Annotated in this window: 11 protein-coding genes and 1 pseudogene; 3 read left to right on the top strand and 9 right to left on the bottom strand. The window is 59.2% G+C overall.

Features of this window, described 5'->3' with window-relative positions:
• Positions 1-2: 2 nt before the first annotated feature.
• Positions 3-740, bottom strand: a complete 738-nt coding sequence (locus tag H4I97_RS20475) for a class I SAM-dependent methyltransferase (protein ID WP_182308816.1) — start codon at positions 738-740, stop codon at positions 3-5.
• Positions 741-755: 15 nt separating this feature from the next.
• On the bottom strand, positions 756-1,538 hold the full coding sequence (locus H4I97_RS20480) for a DUF2066 domain-containing protein (RefSeq protein ID WP_244658889.1): 783 nt from the start codon (positions 1,536-1,538) through the stop codon (positions 756-758).
• Between H4I97_RS20480 and H4I97_RS20485 the strand changes: the two genes are divergently transcribed.
• Positions 1,531-1,680: a hypothetical protein gene (locus H4I97_RS20485; RefSeq protein WP_182309069.1), complete on the top strand. Its 150-nt coding sequence runs from the start codon at positions 1,531-1,533 to the stop codon at positions 1,678-1,680. The two genes, H4I97_RS20480 and H4I97_RS20485, sit on opposite strands and share 8 nt — an antisense overlap.
• 13 nt (positions 1,681-1,693) lie before the next feature.
• Here H4I97_RS20485 and H4I97_RS20490 read toward each other — a convergent pair whose 3' ends face one another.
• Complete coding sequence (locus tag H4I97_RS20490) at positions 1,694-2,542, bottom strand: EamA family transporter (RefSeq protein ID WP_182308820.1); 849 nt, start codon at positions 2,540-2,542, stop codon at positions 1,694-1,696.
• Positions 2,539-3,153: a nitroreductase family protein gene (locus H4I97_RS20495; protein ID WP_182308822.1), complete on the bottom strand. Its 615-nt coding sequence runs from the start codon at positions 3,151-3,153 to the stop codon at positions 2,539-2,541. Before H4I97_RS20495 ends, H4I97_RS20490 begins: the two co-directional genes overlap by 4 nt.
• Positions 3,154-3,257: 104 nt before the next feature.
• Here H4I97_RS20495 and H4I97_RS20500 point away from each other — a divergent pair, with 104 nt between their 5' ends.
• Complete coding sequence (locus H4I97_RS20500; protein WP_182308824.1) at positions 3,258-4,178, top strand: LysR family transcriptional regulator; 921 nt, start codon at positions 3,258-3,260, stop codon at positions 4,176-4,178.
• 1,343 nt (positions 4,179-5,521) lie between these two features.
• On the opposite strand, the gene H4I97_RS20505 is transcribed toward H4I97_RS20500, so the two are convergent.
• Together H4I97_RS20505 and H4I97_RS20510 are read right to left on the bottom strand one after the other, a co-directional pair.
• The gene (locus H4I97_RS20505; protein ID WP_425306245.1) at positions 5,522-6,526 is read right to left on the bottom strand and encodes an amino acid ABC transporter substrate-binding protein; all 1,005 of its coding nucleotides are present in this window, start codon (positions 6,524-6,526) and stop codon (positions 5,522-5,524) included.
• 104 nt (positions 6,527-6,630) lie between these two features.
• A pseudogene (locus H4I97_RS20510) lies at positions 6,631-9,683 on the bottom strand (aminotransferase class III-fold pyridoxal phosphate-dependent enzyme).
• A 126-nt stretch (positions 9,684-9,809) separates the two neighbouring features.
• Here H4I97_RS20510 and H4I97_RS20515 point away from each other — a divergent pair.
• Positions 9,810-10,244, top strand: a complete 435-nt coding sequence (locus H4I97_RS20515) for an Lrp/AsnC family transcriptional regulator (protein WP_182308828.1) — start codon at positions 9,810-9,812, stop codon at positions 10,242-10,244.
• Between the two features lie 541 nt (positions 10,245-10,785).
• On the opposite strand, the gene H4I97_RS20520 is transcribed toward H4I97_RS20515, so the two are convergent.
• The 3 genes from H4I97_RS20520 to H4I97_RS20530 all read right to left on the bottom strand — a co-directional run bounded on the left by H4I97_RS20520 (position 10,786) and on the right by H4I97_RS20530 (position 13,784).
• A protein-coding gene (locus H4I97_RS20520) for an IS3 family transposase (RefSeq protein ID WP_182308830.1) occupies positions 10,786-11,885 on the bottom strand; the annotation gives its coding sequence in 2 pieces (ribosomal slippage) (positions 10,786-11,624 and positions 11,624-11,885; 1,101 coding nt in all).
• A gap of 157 nt (positions 11,886-12,042) precedes the next feature.
• Positions 12,043-12,933: a haloalkane dehalogenase gene (locus H4I97_RS20525; RefSeq protein ID WP_182308832.1), complete on the bottom strand. Its 891-nt coding sequence runs from the start codon at positions 12,931-12,933 to the stop codon at positions 12,043-12,045.
• A gap of 260 nt (positions 12,934-13,193) precedes the next feature.
• The gene (locus tag H4I97_RS20530) at positions 13,194-13,784 is read right to left on the bottom strand and encodes a TetR/AcrR family transcriptional regulator (protein ID WP_182308834.1); all 591 of its coding nucleotides are present in this window, start codon (positions 13,782-13,784) and stop codon (positions 13,194-13,196) included.
• Positions 13,785-14,091 lie beyond the last annotated feature (307 nt).

Genomic DNA, 14,091 nt, shown 5'->3' on the forward strand with positions numbered 1-14,091 from the left:
GCTCACGGTCCCGCGATCGTCCATGTATCACACCGCGGCGGTCTGAGCTGCGGGTCGGGCGCGTCACGGTCAAACAGGAAGACGGAATTGGTTCTCCCCTGGCCGAGCGTCAACGTGGAAAAATCCGGTCCAGGATATTCGGCGAGAAGTCTGAGCCGCGACCTTGGCAGATAAGCCCGGCAGGGATCGCCAATCAGCGAGAGCACGCCTGAAGCCAGGCATCGGTCAAGAAGAGCCGTGATCCGCTCGGCAAGTGCTTCGTCATAGAAGAGATCGCCGACCAGCACGATGTCGAAGTCGAGCACGGGCTCGGCAGACAGATCGCCGAGCCGAGTAGTGATCGAGACTGCATTGGCCTCGGCGTTGAGTTCGATCGCGGCCATCGCATAGGGATCGACGTCGGCTGCGACGACCGCCGATGCTCCCGCCTTCGCCGCCGCGATACCGACAATGCCAGAACCGGCGCCCAGATCGAGCACCCGCCGGCCCGACACCGATGCCGGGTTGTCGAGGACATACCGTGCAAGTGCCAGTCCTCCGCCCCAGAGATGGGCCCAATAGGGTGCGCCGAACGCGTCGTCGCGCTCGGCGAGGCGCCACAGCCCGCTTCTCGGACCGGCAGTATAGAGTGATATCTCCGGCACCGTCGCTGCGCGGCCGAGCGAGAAATTGTTGCGGATGAACCGATGCAGGTCGATCGATTGATTGGAGGTGATGAGAGCGATTCTCCTGTTGGACATTGCCTTGCCGGGGTCTTATGGAGAGCCGTTGCCGGAAAGGATCTGTGCCGCGCCGCGTACGGCGACGCGGAAGGCTTCATCGAAATTGACGCCTCGAACTGTCCAGACGTATTCCTCTTTTCCTGCGGCGGCTAGGCGCCATGTCCCGGTCCAGCCGAGGTCGGCATCGCTCCAGATGAGCTTGCCCACCAGGGCGAGTTCGGCACCCGCTGCCTTTGCGGCGCGGGCGAGTTCCGGTGCGCCAGGTCCCGCCGCCCAGGCATCGACATCGGCGCTTGAGGGAAATGAAACCCGCATCGCCATTGGCTCGGCACCCAACGCGAAGGACTCGCGCATTGCGGCATCGCGTGGGTCGTCAGGCGAAACGCTGTACAGGGAGTCTCCTCGCTGGACATCGAGGAACACCGCGAGAGACGGTCGCGCATCGCGCCAGGGACGGCTGCCGAGACTGGTGAGCAACTCGTCGATGATCATCGGATCATAGAGGCAGGTCAGATCGTGCGGGCGGTCGTAGGTGCCCTGCTCGTCATGGATAGGTCTACCGGCCAGGCGGTCACGATAGGAGAAGGATCGAACAAAGGTGCCGGCGCGTTCCCGCAGCGCCTTCATCTCGGGGCGGTGGGTGAGGCGCTGGTTGCCGGATACCCGCACGAGCACGTGGTCGAGACAATCCCGAAAGCCCGTCTCCCGGTTCTTTTCACCCTGCCCGGTGACGATCGTCCTGGCGCTATAGAGTTCATCGAATCCGTCCGCTGAGGCGGTCCCGGGGAGCACTACCAAGAAGAGGAGTATGGCCATTTTCGCGAAGCAATGCATGTTTCCCCAGCGCTTCCCGGCAGATATCGGCCCCGCAACCTTCCACAGCGACCTCGATCGTGCAAACGCTTTTCCTTCGGGCTTCCTCACCGACGGCATGGTGGAGAGACTGGTCGTGCCGTGAGCGTGCCGCAAGTTCAGGTGTTCGTGCGCTGGCTGAGCCAGATACTGCCGATGACCAATGCGATACCGACAATCTGAAGCACGGTCAGCGTCTGTCCCAGCAGACTCCATCCCAGCAGCACCGCCGTCAGCGGGCTGAGGAACAGGAGGGACGATACGACCGAGGGAGGCAATCGTCCGATCCCTCGGAACCATAGGGCATAGGTGAGAGCCGCTCCAATAAGGCCGAGCCATGCCAGTCCCAGAAGGTTGCTCGCCGTCGGAACAGGGATTGGTTGTCGGGCGATCGGAACGGCGGGAAGCAAAAGCAGGCCGCCTGCAGTCAGCTGCCAGGCGGTGAAGGTGAGCGGCGACACCGGAGGCCGCCACTTGCGAGCAAGGACGCTTCCGAGCGCCATGGATGTCGCGCCGGCGAGACCGGCGGCAACCCCGATTGCGTCGAGCGCGGCGCTGGACGTCAAGACGAGCAGGGCGACGCCGCCCATTCCGACAAGGGCGCCGATGATGTTCGATAGCCGCACCGGGCTGGACAGCAGCAAGGAGGCCAGAATGACGACGATGAGCGGTTGCGACGAGAGAACGGTGCCGGCAACCCCTCCGGGAAGCCGGTAGGCGGCGACAAACAGCATGCCGAGAAAGATCGAGATGTTGAGGGCGCCGAGCACGAATGCGCGCAGCCACCAAATTCCGCTCGGCAATTGACGGACGATCATCATCAGGATCAGGCCTGCGGGCAAGGCGCGCAGCATGGCGACGGTCATCGGCGAGAAACCCGGCAGGAATTCGGTCGTCACGAGATAGGTGCTGCCCCAGATGACAGGTGCGATTGCCGTCGTGGCGAGGTCGGAAACGCTGGTCTTCATGATATCTGCAGAACCTCCGAAAGCGGCCGGCGCGGCTTCTGTGGCCAGTTGCCCGGCGCGGCGCGGCCGACTGCAAGAAGCACAACGGGCGTCTCATCCTGGGCGAGGTCGAATTCTCGAGCCACCGCGTCGGCTTCAAAGCCGCCCATGAGGCTCGATGCGAGGTCCATTGCAGCGGCAGCATACATGAGCGTCGCGGCGCCTAGGGTGGCCGAACGGATCGCCTCGTCGCGGGCGGTACGGGGCTCGGAATACTGGGCCCTGACACTCTCCTGCCAACCCAAAGCCATGTCCTGCGGCATGTGTCCCGCGTCGACGAATGGGCGCAGCCGGTCGGCAAGGGCGGCATGGTCGGGCGCTTGCCCACAGATGATGAATGTCACGGCAGCGTCGGAAACCTTGGCCTGGCCATAGGCCCGATAGCGCAGTCGTGCTTTCGCATCCGGTGTCTGGACTGCAATGAACCGCCAGTTCTGTAAGTTGTAGGCCGTCGGTGCGCGCGTGGCGAGCCTGACGAGCGCGCCAATCTCGGCGTCGGTGAGACTATGAGACGCGTCGAAGCGATTGACGGAAACGCGCTGCTCGATGAGAGGGATCATTGGATGGAGCATTGTGAGAAATTCCCTGACACTGTTGCAGGAGAGGTAGAGAATTCACGCTCGGGATAGAATACTTTGATAGAGAAAGATACTCTTAGCTGTTAGGGAATAATCAGATGGACCGGTTCACGGCATTGCAGGTCTTCCGGCAGGTGGCGGAACTGGGCAGCTTTGCGGGCGCGGCCCGTAAGCTCGGCCTTTCTCCACCCGCCATCAGCAAGAACCTAGCGGAACTCGAAGCGCATCTGGGGGTGCGCCTGATCAGCCGGACGACCCGGCGCATGGCGCTGACCGAGGAGGGCAAGACCTATCTCGACCACGTCACCCGCGGCCTTGACGCGCTGACGCAAGCGGAAGAGGCGCTCTCGTTGGTCAGGACGTCACCGTCGGGCACGCTGCGCGTGAGTGCACCCATGACGGTCGCCCTCGTACGGTTCTCCGAAGCCATTCCGGAATTCCTCTCGCTGTACCCGGATCTGAAGCTCGAGCTGCATCTCGACGACCGACGGGTCGATATCGTTCGTGAAGGGTTCGACCTCGCAATACGCGGCAGCAGCAATCTCGAGGACTCAAGCCTCGTTGCAAGAAAACTGGCGGTCATGCCGCATGTGCTCTGTGCGGCTCCTGACTATTTCAAGCGGCATGGAATTCCGCAAACACCATCCGACCTGAAGACGCTGGACCACATCCGGTTTCCATTTGGCGCGAACGTCGATGTCTGGGAATTCAAAAAAGATGGCCGAACCGAAAGGATCGCGGTCCAGGCGCGCTATTCGGTAACGTCGAGTCTCGCCGTCCGGGACGCGTTGCGGGGCGGCTTCGGCGTCAGCCTGATCCCGCTTCCCTATGTTGCGAAGGACCTGCGAGAAGGACGGCTGCAATCTGCCCTTGATGATTGGAAGACAGCTGAGGTCACACACTACGCGGTCTATCCATCGCGGCAGCATCTTGCACCGAAGATCCGCGTTTTTGTCGACTTCCTGGTCCAGCAGTTTGATCGCGTCCCGTCCGGCTTCGACCGCGCGCCGGTGCCGTAGACTTACGCAGAGACTGAGACCAGTGACAGACGTCCCATGCTTAATCTCTGGAAGAACACAGCAATCATGGCGTGTGGCCAGCGTCTCGCCCGAGCGACGTGCCAAATCATGCCTCTTGAGCAAATGAGCGCACGCCTGCAGGTGCAGTGCATGTTATGGCCATATATGTACCGGGGCGCGGCACCGTCATTGATAGTCGTCGCGTCGTCGGCGTTACCGGCGTTATTCGTGCTGCAGGCACGTCCGTCGGCTCAGATTACATGAAGCCGCAAGGTTGAGCAGGGGTAAAGCCCCTGAAACCTACGCGCGGACAGTCGCAACGTTCATCGAAATGGGAAGGTGGCTTGGTTCGCTTGCAATTGGGATCGGTTTTGTACGCATGTCCGGGCACATCCACATACTTCTCGTTGTTGCTACTGGTACAACCTGCAAGAATGACGAGCACAGAAGAAATTATAAGGCTTTTCATAGAAGTTCTTCCAAAAGTTTCTAAATTAGCATATGCGCACATAATCCTTTGCTCTGCCTTGACCGAAATCAAGTTTTTTGGAGAACCGGCGAGCCGCCCATGCTTCGGCGAGTCTGAGGCGAGGAACATCGAAATCTACGCTGCCGCCGGATCAAACCGGTGGATACGGAAAGGGCTTGCCAACTTCCGTCGGCTAGTCCCCCTGGGCGGCGAGTACGGGAGCGCGTGGACTGGAGGCTGAACATGGAAATTCTTGATTTGTGCGGATGGCCGGCGCCGGAGACTTCCGCGAATCTTGAGAAGCACTTCGATTGTGGTCGATGGCTTAGGTCCAAAATGCAGGTTCTTTTTGTAGACCCGGGTGTTCACCCGTTGCGACTGTTCAGCAACGTCTGGGGGATACATTTGCATTTCGACGTTATCTTTGCATCACCCGCCTAGGCTGGTTCGAAATCCGCTCGCCCACCACCGCAAGCGCGATCGAGCAGGTTGAATGCAGCTTTCCTCGATCGCATTGGCTTCCCAGATCCAGCTGCTCTGCATTGTCCGTATCGGGCACGCGCCACGAGCGAACGCACCAAAAAGGCGAGGCAGGAATGGCACGCTTTGCGCGCCGATCGTTTTGGGGCTACCGAGGGCCATCCGATGACCGCGTCTTCCGTGGGAATTCCTGGCCGATATGCATCGCAGTCACCTTCTCAAGGTGGCTGTGTATGTTCGCTCGCAGAACCTGCTCAACGGGGCCTTGATCATGGGCCGCCAGGAGGTGTGCCGCCTACTCTGCTAGGATAGACGCCAAAGGAGTAGGTGTTCACCCCGTCGGAACGCCGCGGCTTCGGCAGCCGCGGCCGCACTCCCGTCTTTAGCGCTCCGATTACCGGACCGGCGGTGCGTATAACAGCCCGCCGTCGTTCCAGAGTCGGTTTAGCCCGCGGTCGATTTTCAGCGCGCTTTGGCTACCAAGATGGCGGTCGAAGACTTCGCCGTAGTTGCCAACGGCGCTGACCACTTGATAAGCCCACTTGGGGTCGAGACCCAGAGCCTTGCCGGCCTCACTACCAATATTCAGAAAACGCTTTTGCGTGACACTGCCTTCATCGAGCAGCGAAGTAGCGTTCTCCTTTGTTATGCCGAGTTCCTCTGCCTCGATCATTGCAGACAACGTCCAACGCACGGTTTTGAACCATTGATCATCGCCTTGGCGCACCGCCGGCCCGAGCGGCTCCTTGGAGATGACTTCCGGCAAAATAATGAAACCTTCAGGGTCGCTGAGACTTAGTCTTTGCGCGTAGAGCGCCGAAGCGTCGGTAGAATAGACGTCGCAGCGGCCGGTGTTGAAGGCCTGGACTGTCTGGTCGGGCTTGTCGAAGGCGATGACCTGATACTGGATTCCATTGGCCTTGAAGTAGTCCGCCATGTTTTGCTCGGTCGTCGTTCCGGTTTCGGTGCAGACGGACGCGCCGGAGATTTCCTTGACACTCGTCACACCGATATCCTTCCTGACCATGAAGGCCTGACCATCGTAGTAGTTCACGCCGACAAAACTAATGCCCAGGTCGGTATCTCGCGAGAGTGTCCACGTCGTTTGACGTGAGAGCAGGTCGACCTCACCGGACTGCAGCGCGGCGAAGCGGTCTTTCGTGGAGAGTTGTACATATTCCACTTTATCTGCATCGCCGAGCGTTGCAGCAGCGACTGCACGGCAGAAATCGACATCGAAGCCGCCCCACACGCCTTTTTCATCGGGAGCGGAAAAGCCGAGCACGCCTTGGCTTACGCCACAACGAACCTCGCCGCGCTGTTTGACGACGTCCAGCGTGCCGGCGTTGGCACCTGTGCCAAGGGCAACCACGGTGGCAACTAGTGTCAGGAATCTCATTCTCATAGGTTCTCCTCCTCAGTTAGATTTCATGAATATCTCAAGCGTGCGTGGGCGCGTGGGCGCTCCCGCTGTTGCCTAGTTGAGGTCTGTGGGCAGCCAGCTCAGGCGAGGGTCCGTGTGACGTCCGCGAAGGTTTCATCAAGAACTGAGATCAGATGATCAGCATTGCCCTTCGAGAAGATCATGGGCGGGCGCATCTTCAGCACATTGTCAAACGGTCCCTCGGTTCCTAGCAACACGCCGCGACGGCGTGCTCCATTGCAGACGGCGTGTGCGAAGCGCGTTGCCGGTGTCTTCGTTGCGCGATCGGTGACAAGTTCGATACCCAGGAAGAGACCTAGCCCGCGTACGTCCCCAATGACCTCATAGCGCGCCTGCAAGTCGCCGAAGCCGTCGATCAAGTATTTGCCGATGGCAACTGCGTTGTCGCGCAACTTGTCTCTTTCAATGACATCAAGCACGGCCAGACCGACCGCGCAGGAGACCGGGTTTCCGCCGAAGGTGTTGAAATATTCCATTCCATTGTTAAAGCTTTCGGCGATTTCCCGTTTCGTCACCGTTGCACCCATAGGATGACCATCGCCGATCGGCTTCCCCATGGTGACGATATCGGGTACGACGCCCTGCGTTTCAAAACCCCACCAGTGGCTGCCTACACGACCAAAGCCGACCTGCACCTCGTCAGCAATACATACGCCCCCGGCCTCGCGAACGAGCTCGTATACTTCCCTCAGATAACCCTCCGGCAGCACGACTTGGCCGGCAACGCTGGGGATCGATTCGGCTATGAAGAAGCCAGGGTTTTCGCCGTTCGACTTCATTATCGCCAACAGATCGCGGACGCTTTCGGCGAAGCGCGTTCCATACTCTTCCTCCCGCCAAGTCTCTGGAGCCCGGTAGCCGTCTGGAACAGGGGCGATGTGGACGTGCGACTTCGGTCCTGTGCCGCCCTTTCGGCGGAACTTGTACGGGCTGATTTCGATAAGCTCTTGAGTAGTGCCGTGATAAGACCAATCAAGAACGATCGCGTTCTCACGGCCCGTGTGAGCGCGCATCATACGCAGCGCGAGACTGTTGGCCTCTGAGCCGCTATTGACAAAACCGACGACGGTGAGGTCCTTCGGCAAGGTCTCTGTCAGTCGCTCAGCATAAGCGACGATGTTGTCGTGCAGGTAACGGGTATTGGTGTTGAGCGTACCAGCCTGCTTGGCCATCGCCTCCACCACTGCCGGATGGGTGTGCCCGATATGGCAGACATTGTTGAAGCAGTCGAGATAAGCACGCCCGCCGTCATCAATCAGCCAAACGCCATCGCCGCGCACAAACTTGATCGGCCTGTCGTAGGAAATCGAAAGATTCGGGAGAAGCAATTCTCGACGGAGTTCTATGATTTCGTCTGGCGAGCGGCCATTGCGCGTGTAGAATTCGGTCGCGAGGCCAGCGAAGGTTCGTGCGTCTGGGAATAGCTCGGACCACACATCAAGGTATCGTGCTTCCCCAACACCGAGGATCTCCGTAGCAGCGAGAGCCGGATCAGTTGAGATCTGTAGGTGTAAATGCGGCGCCCAACCACCATTTTCCGAAGGCGAACCCATTTCGCCCACGAGTTCGCCTGCTTTCAGACGGTCACCGGCCTTAAGTCGGTTCATAGCTTCATGGGCAAGATGTCCCCAAAGTGTAACGAAGGGCGGACAGGCTTCCGGTTCGTGACGCAGTGCAATCAGACAGCCGTAACCGAGCGGTTCCGTCTCAATCTCGACGCTGACAACCGTAGCCGCCAGCGGCGTGAAGACTTTCGTGCCAGCAGCCATAAAAAGGTCGAGACCAAGGTGGCGTGTGCGACGCGTTTTTTCGATAAAGCGGGAGACGAACATTTCTCCCGCATATACGCTGCGTTCTTCCCCCATGGACCGACACCGAGTTCGGCTCCGTTCGCTTGGCAAATGGCATCCCAAACCGCTTGCGCTTGATTTGGCTGTTCCGCCGCCGACATTCGTGTCATCGGATGGCCAGGATCTCCGTAGGGCACGAGGGCAGCCGGATAGCTCGCGACAGGACGCTCGAGGAGCGGTGCGAGATCCGTGCGGTGCTTCGCAATCCATGAAGCCACAGCACGCGCACCGGGGGCGGCATCGAAGCCGCACGCCTTGCGTAGAATGGCGGTGGCGAACCGAGGATTCATCTGGTCGAGTTTGCGCAAGAGATCCCAGGCCGCGCGTTCGCTGACGGCGAGGTAGGGGTTGTCTTGGGTGTGACGGCGTCGCGAAGCTGAAATCGTAACGGAAGTGACCAGGCGGATGGCGATGAGATCAAATAGATGATCTACTTCTTCCTCCAAAAGGGGATATTCCGCGTTGAATCCCGAAACGACCGCGGCTGCCGCTCCGATAGGGTCGGGATGGTCCAGACCGGCATAGGCACCTGCGATGGCAACTTCAGCGATTAGTGGTGCGTAGAGTGCATCTCCAAAGTCAATCAGCCCGGACACTTGGCCGGGACTATTCTCATCGACGAGAACGTTCCAGTCGTTGGCGTCGTTATGAATGACTGCCGCGCGCAGCGTCGCAAGACGCGGGGAGACCGAAGAAAAACGATCGAGGAAGCGTTCTACCAACGCCCGATCCTCCGATGAGGCGATGTGTCCAAGTCGAGCCACCGAGCGACCGGCATTTCGAATGTCCCAGTCGAGATCGCGTAGCGCCCCCGGATGCATGAAGCCTTTCAGGGCTGCGTCAAATCGACCGAGCAGCCGCCCGAGAGACTGCAGCGCGCCTTCAGTTCGACTTGTTTCGGCAAGCGGCGTCCCCTCAACCCAGCTCATGAGGCGTAGGTGATGGCGAATGCCGGAGCTGCTTGCGATGGTTGCAAGGCTCGAGCCGGACATTGTTCGGCGAATGTATGGTATCGGAAGATCGAGGGTCTGTTTCTCCAAATGGTCAAGCAGAGCTGTCTGAAACTCGCTTTCAACACCCGGTTCCGCTGCATTGATGATCTTTAGGACAAAGCGCTGGCCGCTTGGCATTTCCACCTTGAAATTCTGATCTCGCTCTCCTGGGAGCGGCGAAATTGCGCCGACGAGTCCATAATGTTCCGCGAGCAGCAATGCGACGTCGTTTGTCTTAAATTGTGGTGTCGTCATTAGTATGTCGGTCATGGGCATCCTCTTTTCGCAAGAAGGTTTGCATGGATCGACGCTGCTCGCATTCGGCAAGATGCCAGTTGTGCCAGCATTCTGTTTAGATTAACCGTCATATTGTCGGCGCGTTCGGAGGGAAAGCCCATGCAAGATAAGGACGCAATCGATTCGAAGATCCTTAGCATCCTTTCCCGCGAGGCTCGCATTCCAATGAAGACTCTAGCGGGGCGGATCGGCCTTTCGCGTAGTGCAACCACCGAGCGCGTAAGCCGGCTCGAACGAACCGGCATCATCCGTGGCTACCGCGCGGACATCGGTCAGCTCGATGAGGGGCAAGTTCAGGCCTTCCTCCTAGTTACCCTGAAGCGGACTCCGTCAATCGGGGTACTGGATCGGCTCGCTGGACTTGCCGCCGTCCGAAGGGTTTCTTCCGTCAGTGGCCAGCTCGATCTCGTGGTGGAAGTTGAGGTTGAGTCGATCAATGCACTGAACGAACTGCGCAACGAGGTCTCGATCATGGACAGTGTGGACGACCTCACGACCGCCATCGTTCTGCGAAGAGACATTGAACGATGCTGAGCTGGCGACCAATCTGACCGCCGCAGTTGGACCCTGAACCTTACTCGGCGCTGTTTCGGGTCTCGGGAACAGGTATGTCTTGCTTTTTAATCGACCGGGTAACGCGTCCGGGATGTTAGGTCAACATACATCCCCTTACCAACCTCTTGACTGCCGCGTTGCTGAATTCAAGCAATCCTCCGTTTCGACCACTCGTAATGAAACGCAGGTCGCTTTCGTCCATTTCGCCCGTAGAGGCAATGCTGGGCTCCGTTCACGGCAGGCAACCGGAGTTCATCGCCGTTGCTGGGCTGGCAAGGGCTTCTGGCCCAAGACCAGTTCCATGGGGATGTTGCGCGCCGTGGTGTCAGCAAGAGAAGGGCACGTCATCCGACTGATCAAGGCAAGGGGAGACGGGGTGGACCAACAGATTGCGCCGCTCTATCGCAGCGTTGCCTTTGACCTGAGCCCCTGACCTTCCTCCAGATTTTGGCAGAGTCCGTCACATCATGCTCTGGGACCAAACTTTGGACCGCCGAAAGTTGGAGTTTTCCGGCTCTGATCACGATGGCGGGCTGGTGGCGCCGGGAATATGCAGGGCGATCGGGACGTTATATCCGATCGCCGAGTGAGGACGTTCCTCGTTGTAGTACCTGCGCCAAGTCTCCAACTTTTCGCGGGAATCTGCAAGGGTCAGGAACCAGTGGGCGTTGAGGCACTCGGACCTCAGCTTGCTGTTGAACGCCTCGATGAAGCCGTTGTCGGTCGGCTTGCCAGGTCGCGAGAAGTCCAGGGTGACGTTGTTGGCATAGGCCCACAGGTCGAGATCGCGGGAGATGAATTCGCTGCCATTGTTCGCCCTGATCGTCTTCGGATAGCCGGTCTTCCGGCAGATGCCTTCCAGGGTCTGGACGACATCCTCTCCTCGGTAGGTAAAGCGTGCGTCGGCGGCAGGGCAATAACGCGAGTGCGTGTCGACCACGGTCGGGATGCGCAGCTTCTTGCCGGTCGCGAGCTGGTCGTGAACGAAGTCCATCGCCCAGACATCGTTCGGCCCGGCGGCCTCCTGGCGATCGTCTCTGAGCTTTGCCTTCACCCGGCGCTTCGGATGCTTGTTGCGCAGTTGAAGCCCTAACTCGCTGTAAATCCTGCGTGTCTTCTTCATGTTGATCTTCCAGCCATCGCGACACAGGTGGACATGGACGCGCCGGTAGCCATACCGCACGCGTGTCTCGCAAATCGCCTTGATGCGTCGTTCGAGTGGGGCCTGCCCGGTGCGGCGGGACTTATAGTGGTAGGTCGATGTGTCAAACCTCAGGACCTTGCAGGCCCGTCGGATTGATATGCCCCAATCCACCAGCATCCCGTCGATCAGCTTGCGCTTCCGAGCAGGCCTCAGAGCTTTCGGCGGATGACGTCCTGCAGCATCTCGTGGTCCAGCGTCAGATCCGTCACAATCTTCTTGAGTCGCGAATTCTCATCTTCCAGAGCCTTCAATCGGCGCATCTCGTCGGGCAGCAGGCCCGCATACTTCTTGCGCCAGTTGAAATACGTCGCCTGGCTGATCCCAGCCTTCCGGCAGATCTCAGCCACTGGCACACCATCGTCACCCTGCTTCAAAATGAACGCCTTCTGCGCGTCCGAGAACTTCGATGCCTTCATGCTTCCGCTCCTTCTCACAGCCGGGAAATTACCGCGGAAAACTCCAGTTATGAACGGTCCAATTTTTGGGGATCAGAGCAAATGCAGTAGGATATCATTGGGCGAGTTATTATCTTCCCATTTTCGATGGCAGATATAGTTGCAGGGTGTCAAAGCCCTACGGGCTACAGCGCGCCTCGTTCCCTGCGATCCACTCAGCAACGGCGCGGCCGATGGAACCGGGATGGTCTTCCTGCAGGTAGTGCGCTCCCGCCCCTAGCTGAATGACCTGACAATTGTGTAGCGTCGCGGTAAAGGACTCGGCGAAGGCCGGGGAAACCAGAGCGCCCGGGTTCCCGACGAAGAGCAGTTTGGGATAGCGCGAGCGCGCGAGGGCGAGATGTGCTTCGGACAGCATTTCATTCACGTCCGCAGGCTCGCCGGCGATCGGCAGCTCGTTCGGAAAGCGCCAGGTAGGCTTTCGCGATTCCGGTCTGGCGAACGGAGCACGATAAACCATCATCTCTTCGTCGGTGAGCTTTCTGATGACGGAACCCGGCAATACACGCTCGACGAATGCATTCCCCTCGATGATCATCCGTTCACCTTCGCCGGGTGTACGGAACTTGCGGAACGTTTCACGTGCCGCTTCCACCTGATGGAAATCATCCCAGCTCGCCATCGGCCGGATGAACTCCATGAAGGCGAGGCCACGAACAAAATCCGGTCGGCGAGCCGCCAGATGAAAGGCGAGCGCCGTTCCCCAATCCTGAGCGACGAGATAGGCCGAACCGATTCCCTCGGCTTCGATGAAGGCGTCGAGGTAGCGGGCGTGATCCGCGAAGCGGTAGTCGATGTCGGGTTTGCCCGACTGGCCGAAGCCGATGAGGTCGGGAGCGATGCATCGGGCCACCGGCGCCACGTGCGGCAGGATGTTCCGCCAGATGTAGGACGAGGTCGGATTGCCGTGCAGGAAGAGTGCGACGGGCCCGTTCCCCGAACCTGCTTCCCGGTAGGCGATATGGGAGCCCAATACTGCGCGATGAGGGAGATCGATGTCGAATGTCATGCGTTTGACCTTTGATTTGTTAGACCTCGGTTGGGCGAATGTTCGGTGCCGCGTCCTTCGAAATGTCAATAATACGGTCGTACGTATTGAGTCAAGTCACAGAAGCCCCGGCCGCGACTGTGGGCGGTGAACATGCGGGACCTCGGTCAGGGACGATCACGCCCCACTCGCAACTGTGCGCGCGCCGGGCAGCCAGCCGAGATTGAGCTTTGGACGTTATCGATGAACCCGGCAGATCGACTCGACAAACCAGATGGTCGTCACAAGTCTTCCTTGAAGACCGTGGCAAAAGCGATCTTCTTGAATCGCTCCAGCGCCGTCGCGTTGCGCTCGACTTTCATGCGCAGGATAGCGCCTTCCCACGAAGACAGGAGGAAATCGGCGAGGTCTTCGGGAGCAAAAGTGGAATCGATTTCGCCCGCCGACTGCGCTTGCTTGATGCAATCGGCGAAACGGTCGCGCCATTCCAGGAAAATTTCCGACAGACGCAGGCGCAACATCTCACTGAGCGGCGCTGCCTCCAGACTGAAGTCACCAATCAGACAACCACGCGAAAACCCGTCCGCCTCCAGCTGACCGGTGATGATGTCGAGATAGCGTTGCAGCCGCGCGCGCGGTGTCAGGCTCTCGTCGTCGAGTGCCAAAGAGACAAGGGTCCGCACATGCTGGAAATAGACATCCAGAACATCACGGCTGAACGCTTCCTTTGATCGGAAGTGGTTCGTGAACGAACCCTGAGGGGCGCCCGCCTCGGCAACAACATCGCGAACGCTGGCAGCGGCGTAGCCCTTGCGCAGCATGACACGAAGCCCAGCGTCCAGGATATTTTCTCTAAGCGACTTCCTTACCATTCCGCAATAATGCGGTCGTCCGTATTGCCTGTCAACGTCGAGAATGAAGCGAGGAAATCGAAGGAGACAGTTGCCGGCACCGCCTCGGCCGAGTTGCGGCGATCTGTTCCCCGGTTACGGCCAACGAAAGCGACGGCCTCACCCTGCCCGAGCTCCACCGTTCCATGGTCGCTGTCACGACCAGTTGGGCAGGCGGCATCGCTCGGATATGAATCTGCATGTGCATGCATCTATGTTGACAGGCTGCACTGGCCTAGGTTATTGCATGCACACGCAAAGATAATGCCGGGTGAGATTGGCCGAAGGG

Origin of the sequence: Ciceribacter thiooxidans (genome assembly GCF_014126615.1) — a bacterium.
Taxonomy (GTDB): Bacteria; Pseudomonadota; Alphaproteobacteria; order Rhizobiales; family Rhizobiaceae; genus Allorhizobium; species Allorhizobium thiooxidans.